At 28.1% G+C, this 18,558-nt stretch carries 13 protein-coding genes; 5 read left to right on the top strand and 8 right to left on the bottom strand.

The annotated features are described in order from the left end of the window. Positions 1-293 precede the first annotated feature (293 nt). The 3 genes from DIC82_13085 to DIC82_13075 all read right to left on the bottom strand — a co-directional run bounded on the left by DIC82_13085 (position 294) and on the right by DIC82_13075 (position 4,308). Entirely contained in the window at positions 294-1,331 is a 1,038-nt protein-coding gene (locus DIC82_13085; GenBank protein ID AWK51895.1) for an ABC transporter substrate-binding protein, read from the bottom strand. A gap of 466 nt (positions 1,332-1,797) precedes the next feature. Beyond that, positions 1,798-2,667 carry a methionine aminopeptidase gene (locus DIC82_13080; protein ID AWK51894.1) on the bottom strand — a complete coding sequence of 290 codons (870 nt, stop codon included), beginning with the start codon at positions 2,665-2,667 and terminating at the stop codon, positions 1,798-1,800. A gap of 198 nt (positions 2,668-2,865) precedes the next feature. After that, positions 2,866-4,308 (bottom strand): RNA helicase, encoded by a 1,443-nt coding sequence (locus tag DIC82_13075; protein ID AWK51893.1) that lies wholly within the window; start codon positions 4,306-4,308, stop codon positions 2,866-2,868. 527 nt (positions 4,309-4,835) lie between these two features. Here DIC82_13075 and nrdJ point away from each other — a divergent pair. Then, the gene (gene nrdJ, locus DIC82_13070) at positions 4,836-6,929 is read left to right on the top strand and encodes a ribonucleoside-triphosphate reductase, adenosylcobalamin-dependent (GenBank protein ID AWK51892.1); all 2,094 of its coding nucleotides are present in this window, start codon (positions 4,836-4,838) and stop codon (positions 6,927-6,929) included. A gap of 55 nt (positions 6,930-6,984) precedes the next feature. Here nrdJ and DIC82_13065 read toward each other — a convergent pair whose 3' ends face one another. The 4 genes from DIC82_13065 to DIC82_13050 form a co-directional block, all read right to left on the bottom strand. Continuing rightward, positions 6,985-7,704: a hypothetical protein gene (locus tag DIC82_13065; GenBank protein ID AWK51891.1), complete on the bottom strand. Its 720-nt coding sequence runs from the start codon at positions 7,702-7,704 to the stop codon at positions 6,985-6,987. A 271-nt stretch (positions 7,705-7,975) separates the two neighbouring features. After that, complete coding sequence (locus DIC82_13060) at positions 7,976-9,586, bottom strand: IS66 family transposase (GenBank protein AWK51890.1); 1,611 nt, start codon at positions 9,584-9,586, stop codon at positions 7,976-7,978. A gap of 99 nt (positions 9,587-9,685) precedes the next feature. Beyond that, positions 9,686-10,036, bottom strand: a complete 351-nt coding sequence (locus DIC82_13055) for an IS66 family insertion sequence hypothetical protein (protein AWK51889.1) — start codon at positions 10,034-10,036, stop codon at positions 9,686-9,688. Further along, the gene (locus tag DIC82_13050) at positions 10,029-10,352 is read right to left on the bottom strand and encodes a hypothetical protein (protein ID AWK51888.1); all 324 of its coding nucleotides are present in this window, start codon (positions 10,350-10,352) and stop codon (positions 10,029-10,031) included. Before DIC82_13050 ends, DIC82_13055 begins: the two co-directional genes overlap by 8 nt. 324 nt (positions 10,353-10,676) lie before the next feature. Here DIC82_13050 and DIC82_13045 point away from each other — a divergent pair, with 324 nt between their 5' ends. Continuing rightward, positions 10,677-11,900, top strand: a complete 1,224-nt coding sequence (locus DIC82_13045; GenBank protein AWK51887.1) for an ATP-dependent helicase — start codon at positions 10,677-10,679, stop codon at positions 11,898-11,900. Positions 11,901-12,207: 307 nt separating this feature from the next. Here the strand turns inward: DIC82_13045 and DIC82_13040 are convergent, their stop codons facing one another. Next, a complete protein-coding gene (locus DIC82_13040) occupies positions 12,208-13,023 on the bottom strand; it encodes a Cof-type HAD-IIB family hydrolase (protein AWK51886.1) in 816 nt (271 codons plus the stop codon). A gap of 184 nt (positions 13,024-13,207) precedes the next feature. Here DIC82_13040 and DIC82_13035 point away from each other — a divergent pair, with 184 nt between their 5' ends. The 3 genes from DIC82_13035 (at position 13,208) to DIC82_13025 (ending at position 18,343) form a co-directional block, all read left to right on the top strand. Further along, positions 13,208-14,143 (top strand): EamA family transporter, encoded by a 936-nt coding sequence (locus DIC82_13035; protein AWK51885.1) that lies wholly within the window; start codon positions 13,208-13,210, stop codon positions 14,141-14,143. Between the two features lie 695 nt (positions 14,144-14,838). Beyond that, positions 14,839-16,572, top strand: coding sequence for an ABC transporter (locus DIC82_13030; GenBank protein AWK51884.1), 1,734 nt, complete (start codon positions 14,839-14,841; stop codon positions 16,570-16,572). A gap of 1 nt (position 16,573) precedes the next feature. Continuing rightward, a complete protein-coding gene (locus DIC82_13025) occupies positions 16,574-18,343 on the top strand; it encodes a multidrug ABC transporter ATP-binding protein (GenBank protein AWK51883.1) in 1,770 nt (589 codons plus the stop codon). Positions 18,344-18,558: the final 215 nt, after the last annotated feature.

Genomic DNA, 18,558 nt, shown 5'->3' with positions numbered 1-18,558 from the left:
AACATCCACCTCCAAGTATTTTAAAACGTAGACTTCTCGTCTACAAAAATTTTATATAATATTAGTAGAATTCTCATCCGTAAAAAATTTTATTAATATTATGTAACGTTAATCTTCTGTACTTATATCTATGCTTAATTTTCAATTATCTATGCTCAATTATTAATTATGAGCCTTAATAATTGAACATTGATAATTAAATTTTCATGTGTATATATGATTTTCAATATGGTTATTAGAAGCTCTAGCTTGAAATTAATTGTTAACTCTAATACTAGAGCTTCTATAGTAAACTAATTAGCTGTAATTATTTCTTTGTATTTATCTAACATATTTTGTTTATTAGTATTTACCCAAATTTCATCATCAGTAATTAGTTTTAATTTATCATATTCTTCAAGCCCAGCTGCACCTTTAATATCAGTTCTAACTGAACGTCTATTAAGTTGTGTAGTTACTAAAGTTTGTGCATCTTTGCCAGTTACAAAATTGATAAAATCTTTTGCATTATCCATGTTTTTCGCACCTTTAATTATTGAAACAGTATCAGGTTTTGCAATTGTTCCTTCTTTTGGATATACAACTTTAACTGGAGCTCCATCTTTAACATACTTTGCAGCTGCTTCTTCAAATGTTAATCCTATAGTATATTCACCATCAGCAACTCCTTTATAAACTGCTGAAGAACCACTTAATAATTTTCCATCAAGATTTTTAGCAAGTTTTGTTACATAATCCCATCCATCATCTGGCTTTCCATTGCCCATTGCATATAATTGATTTATTAAATGTTCAAATGCTGATGATGATTTTGTTGGATCTGCATTAGCTATTTTACCTTTTAATTCTGGATTTAATAAATCTTCAAACCCTTCAACTTTTATGTTTCCAATTAAATTTGTATTTACCATTATTACACTTGGTATTACAGAAAATCTTGTAAACTTTCCATCTGTATTTTGATAATCTTTTATGATATCTTTTTCATTTTCTGATTTATAATCTTCAAATAGGTCTGCCTTAGGTTGCATTGTTGAAAGTGAACCTCCCCACATAACATCTCCAAGAGGATTCTCACCTTCTGATTCAATACGTTTTATCAGTTCACCAGCACCAGCAGTAACTACATCCACCTTTATACCTGTTTTAGTTTCGTATTCCTTTACAATTGGATCAATAAAATCTACTGGATGTGGAGAATATACAACTAATTCCTTAGAAGCTTCCTTAGTAGTTTGTTCACCACTTCCTGATGTTGATGTTCCACCGCAACCAACAAAGGTTGTCATTGTCATTACTGACAACATTAAAGCTATTATTTTCTTTTTCATTTTTAGTTCCCCCTTAAAATAATTTTTTAACTTTTTAAAGTTAAATATGTTTTGTTTCATTTGTTATTTATATAATACAATGAAAACGTTTTAAAAAAAATCCGAAAAACGTGCAAAAATATCCTTAAAAATGAACTCATTTTTAATACTAAGACTCAATTTTCTATTTTTAGTAATTTAAAATTAAGCCTTGGTAGTTTAACATTACATATCACTATTCTGAGTTAGGATACTTATTTCCATTTCTCTTCATAGTTCCTCTTTGAAGATATATCCTTACAGTTTCAGAATACAATTAGACATCTTCACCTCATTATTTTCTATCGTATGCTTTGCTACTATTTATATTTTAAAACTTTATCCTTAATTACATTTTTTCGACATGCTATAGACATATTTGAGTACACAAAATGATGCAACTAAAAATACCTTCTAGTTGCATCATTTTAAATCAGCTATCTAATTTTTATTTAGCTAAGATTTCAACTCCAGTTTCAGTTATTAATATTGTATGCTCCCATTGAGCTGATAATTTATCATCTTCTGTATAAATCGTCCATTCATTTTCTTCATCAACAAACACATCATAAACACCTTCATTTACCATAGGCTCTACAGTAATGACCATTCCTGGAACCAATAGCATTCCCGTTCCTTTTTCACCTATATGTGGTACAAATGGATCTTCATGAAATTCATTACCGACACCATGACCTCCAAGTACTCTAACTATTGTATATCCATTTTTATGAGCATGTTCTTCGCAGGCTGCTCCTATATCTCCCAAGAACCCCCATGGCTTTATAGCTTCAATTCCCTTTACCATACATTCTCTAGCTACTTTTACAAGCTTTTCGGCATCTTCACTAACCTGTCCTATCATAAACATTCTAGATGCATCCGAATAATATCCATCTAAAATTGTAGAAACATCTACATTTACAATGTCTCCATCTTCTAGAATCACACCTTCCTCAGGTATTCCATGACAAACTTGATTATTAATTGATGTACATACACTCTTTGGGAATCCTTCAAAATTTAACGGAGCCGGAATTGCTCCATGTTCTGTAGTATAATCATATACTAATTTATCTATTTCTAATGTAGTCATACCAGCTTTAATTTTACTTGCAACTAAATCTAATACTCCATTATTTATTATTCCACTTTTTTTAATTCCTTCTATATCTTGTGGACTTTTTATAAGTTCCCTTGATGGAACTATATGTCCCTTACGTTTGTAACTTTCTATTTTTTCATCAAATTCCAAGTGACATTTTTTATACTTTAATCCACTGCCACACCAACATTTTGCATTTCTATCTGAAAACATTTTTCAATAACACCTCTTTAAAATTATATTATAGAGCATCATATTCTTATTACTCTTATTAATTATTATACACCTAAATTAATCTAAATGTACTTAATTGTCGATTATCAATGCTCAATTTTCATCGATTTAGTATTAATCATTAAACTTTTATAATTAAGTTTGTATGTATAAGTACAGTTCATCTATATAGATATTTTATTTATATGCTTTTTCTATGTTAATTTTCTTACCTTTTATAGTCATATTTTTTAATTCTTCTATAACTTTTTTGCCTTTTCCATTTAGTATATCTACATAAGAAACTGAATCTTGTACATCAATTATTCCAATATCATCTGCGCTGACTCCATCTATTTTACAAATAGCACCAACAATATCTCCTGCACGAAGTTTCTTTTTCTTTCCACCATTTAAGTAAATTTTAGTTATATTCGTATTTATAATTTTAGCTTTTTCTTTTTTTATTTTCGGTTTACTTTGAAGTATTTCTATGCTTTCTATACTTTCCTTTTCTATTTGCTCTTTACCTGGAATATAGCAGATTGGAATTTTAAAACCTATAAGCTCTTCAATTTGGCTTAAAAGATTATCTTTTTCCTTAACACAAAAACTTATAGCTTTCCCTTTTGCTCCAGCTCTACCAGTTCTTCCTATTCTATGTACATAAGCTTCTTTTTCTACTGGAAGCTCAAAATTTATTACATGAGTTATACCATCAATATCAATTCCTCTTGCTGCTACATCTGTTGCAACTAGCAATCTAAAATCTCCACGTTTATAGCTTTCCATAGTACTAAGCCTTTCCTTTTGAAGCATTCCACCATGAATTTTATTTACTGAATAATGTCTGTTCTTTAAATTGTCAAATATTTTATCTACATTTTCTTGAGTTCTAGCAAATATAATAGCTGTTTCAGGTTTCTCATGTATTAATATGCTATTTAAGTTTTCTAATTTTTTTTCATAATTCACATAATATAAACTGTGCTCTATGTTATCTGTAATTAGCTTTTGACTTTCAATACTAATATCTACTGGTTTATTCATATGCTTCTGAGATAAACCTTTTATTTCATCTGGCATTGTTGCTGAAAATAGCATAGTAACTTTTTTCCTTGGAAGTCTTTTAATTATCGATTCAACTTGCTCTATAAATCCCATATTGAGCATTTCATCAGCTTCATCTATAACAAAATATTTTATTTTTGATAAGTCAAGGCTTCCTTTATCAATATGATCAAAAACTCTTCCCGGAGTTCCAACTACTATATGAGTCTTTTGTTTCAATTTTCTTATTTGATCTGATATAGGCTCTTTACCAAAGACTGCAACAGCTTTAATTCTTTTAAATCTTCCTATATTAGATATATCTTCACTTACTTGAACTGCAAGCTCTCTTGTTGGCGTTAAAACTAATACTTGTGGGCTATTTTCATCCCAATCTATTTTTTCACATAAAGGAATACCAAAAGCTGCTGTCTTTCCACTTCCTGTTTGTGATTTAACTATAACATCGTTATCTTTCAGAATCTCTGGTATTACTTTTTCTTGAACTTCTGAAGGCGAACTATATCCAAGACCTTCTATGGATTTTAAAAGTTCTTCCCCTATTTTAAATTTACTAAATTCACTATTCATATGTTAACTTATCTCCTCACTCAAATTACTAACGTCTTCATTAGTAATTATATCAATCCTTCTTATTATACCATTCTTATTTATTTTTAAAACATAATAATTTACCACCTTGTGCTAGTTTTTTTAATACACTTATACTAAGTGTAAGTAATGATTGATTAAGATATATGTTTAAATACTGCATCTAATGTGGTTTACCACATATATGGATATTCTTCTAGGACTAAAGCTAATGATTCTTTTAAGAACTCTCCTAAAAATTCTTCTTGAATAACTTTTATGCTTTCCTTAGGTATAATTAAATAAATTTGCTAACCAATTACATATAAAAATGAAAATCTAACATTTGAATAAAATCTATATATAGTGTTTTGTATTTTTTATTATGCACAATATATTGTATATTTCTATGGAATAGTTTAAAATAATATTTATAATTTTAATTAAAAGTTCTATAATGTTAGAAAATAATAAAAGAAATGTATTGATTATTAAATTACTTGAAAGCAAGCTTGGAGGAATATAAAATGAATAAAATATTATCAGAAAAATTTTTAAATGAATATATAGGGGTTAAGAATACGCCCTTAAGCAATATTGGTGAATTTGTTTATTTAAGAACTTATTCAAGGTATTTGAATGATAAAAAAAGAAGGGAAAATTGGTTTGAAACTGTTCTTAGAACAACCGAATATAATATTGAACTCGGTATAGATTTTAAAAGGAAACATGGATTATTCATAAACATGAAGGATGAGATAAAAGAAGCTGAATGCTTATTTGACAACTTATTTAATTTAAGAACTTTTACATCTGGAAGAACTCTTTATATGGGTGGGACAAATATAGTAAAGGAATACCCTCTTTCAAACTTTAATTGTTGTTTTACTATGATTGAGAAATTTCATGATTTTGTAGATGTATTTTATCTTCTTATGGTTGGTTCTGGTGTTGGAGTTAGAATTGATAAAGAATTAATATCCAATATGCCTAAAGTTAGAAAAATATCTTTAAATGGAGAATATATTGAAGGTGTTCATAAATATATGCCAAAAGAATATATGGAAAATACAAAACTTACTATAGATAAAAAAGATTTATCTATAGCTACAATCAAAGTTGGCGATAGTAAAGAAGGTTGGTGCGAAGCACTCGAAACTTACTTCAAATTAATTACACATCCTGAGCATATTAATATAAAAAGAGTAATAATTGATTATAGTTATGTTAGACCAGAAGGTGAAAGACTACAAAGATTTGGTGGAAGAGCCTCTGGACACAAATCATTAAAGAGAATGTTTGAAAAGATTAATAATGTTTGTAATAATCTTATAGATGGTAACTTAAGATCAATAGATGTTCTTGATATTGCAACTATAATAAGTGAAAATGTTGTATCTGGTGGAGTAAGACGTAGTGCTATGATGGTGCTTTGTGATGAGGACGATAAAGATGTTATTAATTCAAAAAGTAATCTCTATAAGATAGTGGATGGAAATTGGATAGAAAATCTAGATGTTTCCCATCGAAAAATGAGTAATAATTCTGTATTATATAAAGAAAGACCATCTTTGGATAAAATAAAGGGAATATTAAATTCCATAAAAATAAATGGTGAACCAGGATTTATTAATGGAACTGAAGCAACAAAAAGGAAAGATTCTTTTAAGGGTTGTAATCCATGCGGAGAAATTTTACTTAAATCTCATGAATGTTGTAATTTATCTACAAATAATTTAGTAGCTTTTGTAAATGAAAATAACAAATTAGATATTGAACGTTTAGATGAAGTTTTAAAATTATCTACAAGAGTAGCAATTAGAATGACCTTAGTAAATGTTGAACTTCCAGACTGGGATGAGGTTATGAAAGAAGATAGAATAATTGGAATTTCTTTGACTGGCATGATGGATATGATAAATAAAACAAATATGAGTTATGAAGATTTAGCTAAATTATTAAGTCATTTAAGGAAAGTTGTTAGAAATGAAGGTACAAAATATTGCAACGAACTTGGAATTTCAGTGCCTGAACTTATGACTACCATTAAACCAGAAGGATCACTTTCAACTCTGCCATGTGTAAGTTCAGGAATACATTACTCACATTCTAATTATTACATTAGAAGAGTTAGAATTTCTACATCTGATCCATTATATAAAATGATAGAAAAACTTAAATGTTATCCTATATATAACGAAAATGGTCAAACAGATGAAAATTGTACAACAAAAGTCATAGAGTTTCCTGTAAAAGCACCTGAGGGAAAAACAAAATATGATGTTAGCGCTATTGAACAACTTGAACTTTATAAAATGTCTATGCTAAACTGGACAGATCATAATACTTCAATTACTGTACATGTAAAAGATGAAGAATGGAATGATGTTGCTGAGTGGTTATATGCAAATTTTGAATATGTGGTTGGAATAACGTTTTTACCATTAATGGATGAAACTTATCCCCTTCTTCCTTATGAATCTACAACAAAAGAAGATTATGAAGAACGTATGAAAAATCTTAAACCAATAGACTATGATTTATTGGCAGAACTTGATGACGACGAAGAACACGAAATCATTGATAAAGAGTGTGCAAATGGAGTTTGCCCTATACGATAAAACATCTATTAAATTAACAATTTCAAAATACTAATGGCCAATGCTCAATTATTAATCATTGAGCATTGGTTATTGAAATTAAGTTTTTTTCACTTATAATTACAACCAAAAGAGTCCATCCTGGAATATATGTAGCCCAAATCACATTAGAAAGCCAAGGCACATAAATTTTTGAATAAAGAGGATGAAACCTAGAAAATGCGACTCCTATATCACAGATAAACATAAGGCTGCTAGAAATGGCAATTAACCACGCTGATTTTAGGTTAAAATACCTTCTAAAAATCGTGCAAATTGACGTCCAAGTCATATAGCATAGCACACTCCAAAATATTAGTGTTCCTATGAGCATTAACCCCTTCACATATGGCTGTAAAGAAATAACTACATATAGAAAAATAATCCCTATAAGTATGGCGATTATAATTTCCTCTTTCCCTACTTTAAAATTTTTCTGATAAGCAACAATCAAACAAATGTATGCAAAAAGAAAACCAATAACTCCAAATTCCGAAAAATTCAGTTTCAAATTATCTATAGTATTTATGAATACCAAAAAGAAGTCTGCAACTACAAGAAAAAATAAGGATAAGTCCATAGTTTTTTGCTCATAAAATTTCTTTTGCATTGTGATAGCTGATAAAAAGAGTGTAATCATAATTGTATATTTAAGATAAAAAACTATATCTTCTTTAGGATAAATATTATCGAGAATAAGTATTAAAACGGTAATAGGAATATAAATAACCAATAAAATTCTTTGTGTATTATTCATTTAAATCTCCTCATTTTAGTTCATTTTCCTAATTATAATTATCCCCATTAATCTATTTTTATACTATTGCAAGTTTTTAATTTATTAGTAGTTAGCTTCATTATAACTAATGGAGATAACTACTTTTTCTAGTTTTTTCAATGTTAGTTTATCATCAATTTCTCGTAAGCGTCAATGAATCGACGCGTAGCGGTAGCATAATTTAAGTGATAAAATAAACCCAACAGAAAAACTTATATTCTCTGTTGGGTACAATTTTATATAGAAATAATTATTTGGTAGTCTTAACGCGCAGTTCATCTGGAATGCTTTCAGACCATGGCATACATTTTTCTAGTATGTCCTTTTCCTTAACTTCTGAATTTGCAAACATTTCGAATAAATATACTAAATACTTTTCCACTGCTAAGCCATTGGCTTTAGCCGTTTCGGTAATACTATAAAGTACTGCACTTGATTTTGCGCCTTTTACTGTCTTGGAAAACATCCAGTTTTTTCTGCCAATTACAAATGGTTTTATAGCTCTTTCAGCTGCATTATTATCAATTTCAAGACATCCATTTGTCAAGAAAGTTCTCATATATGGCAACAACTTTTGAGCATATGCAAGAGCTTTACCTAAAGGACTTTTAGGAAGCGCATTAACAATTTCATTATCTGCATATTCTTGAAATTTACTAAGAATGGGTGAAGATCTCTTGAGCCTTATTGCATGTCGATCACCATAATAATCATCACTACATATATATTGTTCCCTTAGATCCTTTTCAACTTCATAAAGTTGCTCACAATAATTAAACCCTTCTAATGCGTGAGACTGCTTTAGAGCTTCAGGGTTTAAGGTTGATATTATATCAAAGAATTTTCTTCGAATATGGGCCATACAATATAGTCTTTTTATATTCTTAACTTTATTATAGCCATCATATCCATCTGTTTGAAGATATCCAGAAAAACCTTCAAGAAATTCTTCAGCACAAGAGCCAGATCTTGTTTTCTGATAATCATATAAAATTATGTGGTTCTCTATGCCTCCGGAGCGATATAGCCACATGAACCTTTTTGAGTTGGAGTCTTTTCCGTTTTCTTCAATAACCTTCACATAGGTTTCATCGGCATGGATATAATTTCTTCTTAAGAGTTCCACTTTCATATAATCAAAAACAGGCTGAAGTTCATTTGCACAACTTATTATCCAGTTGGATAATGTCTGTCTTGAAAGATTAACATTCATCATCTTAAAATATGATTCCATTCTATATAATGGCATTGCATATTGATATTTCATGCTAACAACATGAGCTAATAATTCATTTGAAGCCATACTTTTATATAAGAAAGTATTTGGCATTTTTGCAGAAATTATATTGGCTTTATCAGCATCCGCTTCGCAATTTTTGCAAGCATATGTATATGAAACATGTTCTTCTATGTAAAGTTCTGCTGGCTTATATTTTAAAATTTCTTTTGATTTTTTACCTATTATAACTAGAACATTCCCGCATTTATCGCAAAATGTTTCAGAGTCAGTAAGTTTATGCTCAATTGTAACTCTATCTAGGCCGGATAAATTATCTTTCTTTCCTAAATGAGAAGATGATTTTTTTCTTGTATATGTAATTTCTTCAACGGAAGGCTCATCTATTTTAATATCACTGTTTTTTTCAGCATCATTAAAAAGTGAGAGCTGTCTCGAATCAACTTGTTCACTAGATTGTCCAAAAATTTTTCTGTTTTTATTAAGGATCTGTCCTTTAAGAAAAGCCAATTCCTTTTTTAAATCATCAATTTCTTTATCTTTTGATTCAATGTCTTTTTCCATTTTAGAAATCAATAATTTTGTTTTTTCATCAAGTTGATTTTCTAAATCTAAAATATCCATCCCTATACCTCACAACAAATATAGGCATATATTACCACAAAACCCTCAATTCCGAAACTTGTAAAAGTTCAAAATTAAGGGTTTACAGCGATATTTGTTTTAAAAGCTATTTCTTACTTCAATTGGCTTAAATTTAGACTTAGTTCTAACTTCATATCCCATAAGCAGCCATTTCAATTCTTCTTTGTTAATTTTAAGAGCTTCGTCTGGAGTCATCGGCCATTTCAATTTATTATTTTCAAGTCGAAAATAGTACAGCCAGAATCCTTCATCAAAGTGAAGTATCTTAATTCTATTCATTTGCCTATTGCAAAAAACAAACAAGGATTTTTCAAACGGATCCAGTTTTAGCTGCGTTTGCACAATCACGATTAGTCCATCAATACTTTTTCTCAAATCAGTTATTCCACACGCAAGATAAACTGTATTAACTTTATTAAGATTAAACATTTGTAATCAAATCCTTAAGTAAAGTGCTCAAAACAGCTATTTCATTAGCCGGTACGTATATTTTAGTGGCTCCTATTTCTATTATTATATTAGGTCTATCAGCTGGAACTACGGTGATTTCAGTTGTTACTTTTTCTTCTCTCATTGAAATTGCATGAAACTGTAAATTATTATCTTCATTCTTAAATTTCTTTTTATAGTAATGAAATTGACTTTTAGTAATGTGATTTGCATTGCAGAAAGTTCCTAACGTTCCTTCGTAAGAAGAAAAGGTAGCAACAATTTCTCTCCAATTTATCTTTTCATTATTATTCATGTAAATAAACCTCCATTGTTAAAATCTATGTTAATTTTAACAATGAAGGTTTATATTTATCTATCCGTTAATTTTTTTACGCTTACAATTTCTCCATTCAATATATGTTATATTTAAAAAATATAATTAATAACTACTTATTCTTGAAGAATCCTGTAACTTTAGCTAGAAAAATGAACATAATAAGGATATAATTAATTAACAATGTGTAAGGACATCATCTTAAAACAGTTTTAAATGATTAAATTTTAATATATAAATAATCTTATAATTATTACGAGCTATGTATTATGTCCAAAAAATTAAACTATGAAGGAGAAATTAATGAATAATTCTTTTACTGACTTAAACGTAAATTCAAATATAATAGAGGGGCTAAAAATGCAAGGCATTACTGTTCCAACTGCAATTCAAGCTTCATCTATTTTACCAGCTCTTGAAAACAAAGATATAATTGGAGAAGCCTTTACTGGAAGCGGTAAAACCTTGGCTTATCTTATCCCTATGTTTCATAAAATAGATACCTCAAAAAGAGAAATGCAAGGAATAATTTTAGCACCAACTCATGAGCTTGCTATACAAATAGAAGATCAAATTAAGCTTCTTGCTGAAAATTCTAAAGTTCCTGTAACCTCTATGTCAATTATTGGAGAAGTAAATATAAATAATCAAATTAAAAAGCTTAAGGATAATAAGCCACATATAATTGTAGGAACAACAGGTAGAATTCTTGATCTTATCAAAAAGAAAAAGATAGCTGCTCATACTATAAAAACAATTGTTATAGATGAAGGTGATAACTTATTAGATCCTAAGAGAGCCGATGTAGTTAAAGATATTATAAAAACTACTATGAGAGATAGACAGCTTATGTTGTTTTCAGCTTCTATAAAAATTGACACCCTTGCGGCTGCTACGGATTTAATGAAAGATCCTGTCGTTATAAAATCTGAAGATAAACCAGTTATAAATCCTAACATTGAGCATATGTTTGTAGTGTGTGATAGACGTGATAAATTTGAAACTCTAAGAAAAATTCTTGTAGCTGTAAAACCAGAAAAGGCAATTATTTTTGTTAATGATAATGAGGATATTGAGTTAACTACAGTAAAGCTTAATTATCATAGTAAAGATTGTTTTGCTATGAACGGAAAAATTTCTAAAGAAGATAGAAAACTAGCTATTGAAAGCTTTAGAAATGGAAAAATTAAAATATTAGTTTCATCAGACATTACTGCTAGAGGCCTTGATGTTGAAGGTATAACTCATGTATTCCATCTAGATTTACCACTGAAATTAAATGAATATTTACATAGATCTGGAAGAACTGCTAGAGGGGATGCACACGGCACATCAATATGTATAGCTACAATTAAACAACTTAATATAATAAAGCAATATGAAAGGGCCTTTAATGTAAAATTCATTGAAAAGAAAGTATTTGGTGGTGTTTTAGAAGATAGTCACTATGCTTCTGAAGCAAAACAAGATAGAGCTAAAAGTAAATCTTATGATAACAAAACAAATAATTCAAAATTCATTAAATAAAGGCAATGACAAAAGTAGACTGTATATAGATTTATGTAAAAGCAAATCTACTACAGTCTTTTTTCATTATTTTCAAGATTGATTTAATGCAAAGGACTACTTTTTATTAAAAACTTTCTTTCTAAATTTAACTTTTGTAATAATAAAAGCTATTAAAGTTGCTACCACATAAATTGTTAAATAATGTAAAATAATGTTTGAAACATTGATTTGTAAAATATAAATAATTTATAGAAGTATAGTAAAAAGCAGTAAGTATCACATTCCTGATACTTACTGCTTTTAATTTTTTCATAATTAGCTGAGATTATTCTGCTCTTATCAATTTATTTTCAAGCCATTTAACTATATGTTTTATTACATGTTCTTCATTACTTGGAGCTATAAAATCACTATATTTCTTTAATTGTTCTGACCCATTTTCAGGGCAAAAAGAAAAAGCTGCTTCTTGTAATAACTCTAAATCATTCATATTATCCCCAACACATATAACTTTACTCTTATCTAAATTATACATTTGTATTATGTTTTTTAATGCTTGCCCTTTAGATTCATTTGCTGGCAATAATTCATAGGATGTTTTTCCACTTCTAGTACCCTTCATCTTATATTTATCTTCAAATGTTTTCTCTACATAATCTATAACTTCACTCTTTCCAACGATTAATATCTTATGCCAATCCATGGAAAATACTTCTTCAGTGATCTCATATATTATATCTAACATTTGTGTAGCAGATCTAATAGAGTTACCTGAATCTTTAAGAACATAAAGTTTTCGGTTTGCATATATCTCCATTCCTATGCCCTCATAATCTTCTTTAATCCTATTTGTAATTTGCTTTTGATTTTCATCCACAAATTTTTCACTAATAATTTTTTTATTATTATAATCATATATAACTCCACCATTATAAACTATTATAGGAATATTAATTTTAATTTTTGAAATATATTCTTCAGTAGCTTCTACAACTCTTCCTGTAGCAACTGAAAATTTCCCTCCATTTTCAGTGAAATAATTTATAGCATCCATATTTTCATTTGAAACATTTTTATTGTCATCTAATAAAGTTCCATCTAAATCTGATACTATAACATATCCATCAAATTTCTTTTTCATAACTTGCCCTCATCTCATTTATAACATTTTTAAATTCATTATTATAATTAATTTTAACACTATTCAACTATTTTAGACATAGTTGAATGGTACTTTTTTAAATTTGATGAATATAGTATTTATTAAAAATATAAGTTATTGTATACTATATTAGGCATATCAAATCACAAAGGAGACAAAATTCATGAAAGACAAAAAAATTTTATTAAATTTATTGGCTTTAATAACTGTAGTTATTTGGGCAACTACCTTTATTTCTAGCAAGATACTATTAAATACATTTACTCCACTTGAAGTTATGTTTTATAGGTTTGTAATAGCCTATTTTTTATTACTTATAATACATCCGAAATTTCATAAAATTGATTCATTGAAAGAAGAAGCCATGTTTTTGCTCTCAGGAATAACCGGTGGATCACTTTACTTTTTAGCTGAAAATTCTGCAGTGAAAATTTCACAAGTTTCAAATGTAGGATTAATAGTTGCAACAGCGCCAATTATTACAGCACTACTTGCTCATTTTTTTACTAAAGGTGAAAAACTTAATAAAAATCTCTTTTTTGGATTTTTAATTGCAATTTCAGGGGTCTTTTTAGTTATGTTTAATGGTAATTTTATGTTAAAGTTAAATCCAACAGGTGATATTCTTGCTTTATGTGCTGCTTTATCTTGGTCTATTTATTCAATAACAACAAAGAAATTTGGCAGCAAATATAATTATCTATATCTAACAAGAAAAATATTTTTCTATGCTTTACTTACTATGATTCCATTTTTATTTACATCAGAATTTAATTTTGATATCTCCAAGCTCTTAACCTTTAGCGTAATATCTAACCTATTATTTTTAGGAATTGTAGCTTCTAGTCTTTGTTATGTTGTTTGGAATTTTACTGTAGATAAATTAGGAGTAGTAAAAACTAACAACTATATCTATCTTATCCCAGCAATTACTCTTATACTCTCTGTATTAGTATTACATGAGAAAATCACATTATTTTCAAGTCTAGGAGCATTATTAATATTTCTTGGAGTTTATGTTTCAGAAAATGGACTTAAATTTAATATTGTTTCAAACACTACAAATTCTACTCAAGAAGAAACTTTATCTGATATCTAACGGTTTTTATCTCTCATCTCTTTAGATGTCGCTAAAGTCTATATTTTTACTATTAATTTCATAGTATTATAATTTGTATATTGAAGAAAATAGTATTGTAATATTAGAACTAAATTCTTGAGGTAGGAGGGATAAATGATATGAGTGAAAAAAAAGATTCTTCTTGTGCAAGCCAACAAGAAAAAGAAAAGAAAGAAAATAATTGTGCAATTAAACATAATAAAAAGACACATAAAAAAGATTAATATTCTATATTTCTGTTATAGATAACTTCTTAATTAATTAAGAAGTTATCTGCTTTTATAGTTATATTTTGCTCTTTCATATTGCTATTGCTTTTTATGTAAATTTGTGGTATATTATATAGATGATGTTTAAAAAATAAATTTAAAGGAGGTTTAACTATGAATACTAATAAAATATTTACTGTTTCAATACAATTTAACATTGATATTTCTTCATCTGTGAAACCTCAAAATAGAGAAACTATGTGATTTATTAGCTTGGCTTACAGCCTTTAACTAATCACATTGCATTTTGTGTTTAACACAGCTCTGAATAGCTGTGTTTTTTTTGTGTTAAAAATTATTTATATTTGATTATTCTTCTATTAGGCGCCTAATGGATATTAATTTTATACATGTTTTAGCATCAATTCATTTTAAACATCAACTATCCTAAAAGGAGGACTTTTTATGACTTTATTTAAAACTTACATTGCAAAACAATGGAAATTCTTAATTATCCCTATTGCTTCTATGATAGGATGTATTTGCATTGACAGTGCTTATCCATATTTTCAAAAAATATTTATAGATAATAGCATTATAGGTGATATGGAAAGTTATTTATTCATTTTCTTAATAGCTATCGTCTCATTTGCTTTAATCCAAGGCATACTAGGATATTTAAAGGAATATTTATTTGATAAATTTGCTGTCATTGTTTGCAAAGAATTAAGACAAGATTTATATTCTAAATTCCAATCATTTGAATTTTCATTCTTTGATAATAATAATACCGGAGAACTATTATCAAGAATTATTGAAGATGTCGATATTGTTTGGGATACTTTAGCATTTGGAATGAGAGTATTCATTGAAGCAATAATACTTTTTTCAGTATCTGCTATTATAATGTTTAGCTTAAATCCATCACTCACAATTATATGTTTAGTTGTACTGCTCCCTGTAGCTTACATTGGCACAATTATGGACAAGAAGTTTTGGACTGTATACTCACAAATCAGCGATCAAACTGCCGAAATTAATTCTATAGTTCAACAAGATGTTTCTGGAATTAGACTTGTAAAAGCCTTTGCTCGTGAAAAACATGAAATATCAAAATTTTTAAAAGTAAATCAAAAATTTTTTGATCTAAATGTTGAACAAGCAAAAATAGTTGGTACTTTTGGACCCTTAATTGAATTTTTAACAAATAGTGCACCAATTATAATGATAGTATACGGTGGATATTTATGTATTCAAGGAAATTTGAGTTTAGGTAGTTTAGTTGCTTTTACTAGCTATATCTTTAATCTTTCTTGGTGTGTTAGAAATTTAGGATCACTTATTAACTTACTTTCTCAAAATAAAGCTTCTATGTGTAAAATAAAAAATATACTAGATCGAAAACCTGAAATTTCTTCTAAAGAAAATAGTTACAATCCAACTATTGTTAAAGGCGATATTGTATTTAAAAATGTAAGTTTCTCTTATAATAATGTAGAAGTATTACATGATATAAATTTAAATATTCCATCAGGTAGTAGTGTTGCTATAATGGGAACTACTGGGTGTGGTAAAAGTACTTTACTTTCATTAATCGGAAGATACTACGATGTAACTAAAGGCGAAATTTTAGTTGATAATATTAATGTTAAGGATTGGAACTTAGAAACTTTAAGAGCTAATATGTCTATTGTTTTTCAAGATACCTTCCTATTCTCAGATACAATAAAAAATAATATTGATTTTGGTAGTAATAGATCTGAAGGCACCTTAATAAAAGCAGTTAAAGATAGTGCTGCGTACGTCTTTATTAAAGAAATGCCTGATGGTTTTGATACAATTATTGGTGAAAGAGGACTTGGATTGTCTGGTGGGCAAAAACAAAGACTTGCTATTTCAAGAGCAATAATTAGAAAATCCCCTATATTAATTCTTGATGATTCAACTTCTGCTCTAGATATGGAAACTGAATTTAACGTACTTCAAAATCTAAAAAATAATAAGAGAAAAACTACGACCTTTATAATTGCACATAGAATATCTGGGGTAAAAGATGCAGATATTATTCTATTCATGAAAGATGGTAGGATTGTAGAAAAAGGTAATCATCAAAGCTTAGTTAAGTCTAAGGGCTTCTATTATAATGTTTATTCTCATCAATTCCAAGATTTTGAATCACTTGCATTGGAGGCGAATTAATTTGAACGATATAATAAATGAATCTTCTAAAGTTTCAATAGTCAAAAGATTATTGGAATATGTTAAACCTTATAAAATGAAAGTAATATTTGTAATATTTCTTTTACTTATTGTAATGGCTTGTAGTACTTTAACTCCTTATTTAATGAAATTATCAATTGATACTTTTGTTGAAGAAAAAAATGTTAAATCCCTATTATTTCTTGGTGGTGCCTTAATACTTGTTAATGTAGTTTCTATGATTTTATCTGGAATTAGAACTATAGCTATGTCTAAAATCACAAACCAAATATTAGTGGACATTAGACACAGTTTATATACTCATATTCAAACTTTAAGTTTTAATTTCTTTGATAATAGACCTGTTGGAAAAATTATTTCTAGAGTTGTTGGAGATGTAAATGCGCTACAAAATTTATTAAATAATAGTATTGTGAATTTAATTCCAAATATCTTTACTATTATATTGGTTGTATGTATGATGCTTATATTAAATCCTGTTTTGGGGTTAGTCTGCCTTATTACAATACCATTTTTGATATTTGCTATGTTCTTTATTGAAATTAAATCAAATAAAAAATGGAAAGTCTTTAGAGAACATCGTTCTTCCTTAATCGGATATACTCATGAATCATTGTCAGGTATGAAAGTAATTCAAGGTTTTAGTAAAAAATATTATGCTAAAGATAAATTTGATAATCATATAGGAAAACATGCTAATGGTTTTATGACCGCTGTTTATACTCAAGATTTCTTTTGGCCATTTTTGGATTTATTTCGTGGCTTAAGCATGGTTATATTACTTATTTCTGGATATGCATTAATTAAGCAAGGAAATTTAACTTTAGGTACTTTAATGGCTTTTTTCATGTATATTGACATGCTTTGGAGACCTATAATAAATCTATCTTCCTTCTATAATGCATTTGTTACTAGTATGTCTGCAGGAGAAAGAATATTTGATATTCTAGATACTAAAAGTGATATGCTAGATGAAAATTCTAGTAAAGCTCTTCCACCTATTAAAGGGGATATTGAATTTGATCATGTTACCTTTTCCTATTCTAAAGGAGAAGGTGCAGTCCTTAAAGACACGTGTTTTAAATTAAATGCTGGAGAAAAAATTGCTTTAGTTGGAGAAACTGGTGCAGGAAAAACCACAATAACTAATTTAATTAGCAGATTTTATGACCCTACTTTTGGTTCTATAAGAATTGATGGGACTGATATTAAAGAAGTTAATATTGAAACACTAAGAAACCAAATGGGAATAATGCTTCAAGATTCATTTTTATTTTCAACTTCAATTAAAGAAAATATACGTTATGGTAAATTAAATGCAACTGACGATGAAGTAATTCAAGCTGCAAAGGCTGTTAATGCGCATGAATTTATTGAAAAGCTAGAAGATGGATATGATACAAATGTAAATGAGAGGGGTTCAAGACTTTCTCTTGGACAAAGGCAATTAATAGCCTTTGCAAGAGCATTAATTGCAAATCCTAGAATATTAATATTAGATGAAGCAACTGCTAATATTGATACAGAAACTGAACTATTAGTTCAGGACGGAATAAAAAAACTCATGAAAGGAAGAACTTCTATAGTAATAGCTCATAGGCTTTCAACTATTAGAGATTGTGACAGAATCTTTGTTCTTTCTCATGGTAAAATAGTTGAAGATGGCACTCATGATGAATTACTTTTAAATCATGGATATTACTATAATTTATATTCAGCACAATATAGTTTTCTTAAACAAGATGCATAAAAATAAATAGTAATGTGCTATAAGAAATTAACTCTTATAGCACATTTTCAGTTATCTCATTTTTATTCTACTATTTCTTTGTTACGATTTTATTTGGAAAATAATTGCTAGTATAAATAATTCTATAATTGATAATTATTAAATATAGTATCATTTTATCTATAGTTAATAAAATGATACTGTAAAATATAACTTGGAGGAATATTATTATGAAA

The sequence above is a fragment of the Clostridium beijerinckii genome, assembly GCA_003129525.1.
Lineage (GTDB): Bacteria > Bacillota > Clostridia > Clostridiales > Clostridiaceae > Clostridium > Clostridium beijerinckii_D.
Note: the sequence above shows the minus strand (reverse complement) of the source record. Positions and strands in the feature narration are given on the sequence as shown.

What these genes read in the sequence shown, in the direction of transcription:
- DIC82_13085 (AWK51895.1), bottom strand. Translation starts at nt 1,331, where the DNA reads ATGAAAAAGAAAATAATAGCTTTAATGTTGTCAGTAATGACAATGACA.
- DIC82_13080 (AWK51894.1), bottom strand. Translation starts at nt 2,667, where the DNA reads ATGTTTTCAGATAGAAATGCAAAATGTTGGTGTGGCAGTGGATTAAAG.
- DIC82_13075 (AWK51893.1), bottom strand. Translation starts at nt 4,308, where the DNA reads ATGAATAGTGAATTTAGTAAATTTAAAATAGGGGAAGAACTTTTAAAA.
- nrdJ (AWK51892.1), top strand. Translation starts at nt 4,836, where the DNA reads ATGAATAAAATATTATCAGAAAAATTTTTAAATGAATATATAGGGGTT.
- DIC82_13065 (AWK51891.1), bottom strand. Translation starts at nt 7,704, where the DNA reads ATGAATAATACACAAAGAATTTTATTGGTTATTTATATTCCTATTACC.
- DIC82_13060 (AWK51890.1), bottom strand. Translation starts at nt 9,586, where the DNA reads ATGGATATTTTAGATTTAGAAAATCAACTTGATGAAAAAACAAAATTA.
- DIC82_13055 (AWK51889.1), bottom strand. Translation starts at nt 10,036, where the DNA reads ATGTTTAATCTTAATAAAGTTAATACAGTTTATCTTGCGTGTGGAATA.
- DIC82_13050 (AWK51888.1), bottom strand. Translation starts at nt 10,352, where the DNA reads ATGAATAATAATGAAAAGATAAATTGGAGAGAAATTGTTGCTACCTTT.
- DIC82_13045 (AWK51887.1), top strand. Translation starts at nt 10,677, where the DNA reads ATGAATAATTCTTTTACTGACTTAAACGTAAATTCAAATATAATAGAG.
- DIC82_13040 (AWK51886.1), bottom strand. Translation starts at nt 13,023, where the DNA reads ATGAAAAAGAAATTTGATGGATATGTTATAGTATCAGATTTAGATGGA.
- DIC82_13035 (AWK51885.1), top strand. Translation starts at nt 13,208, where the DNA reads ATGAAAGACAAAAAAATTTTATTAAATTTATTGGCTTTAATAACTGTA.
- DIC82_13030 (AWK51884.1), top strand. Translation starts at nt 14,839, where the DNA reads ATGACTTTATTTAAAACTTACATTGCAAAACAATGGAAATTCTTAATT.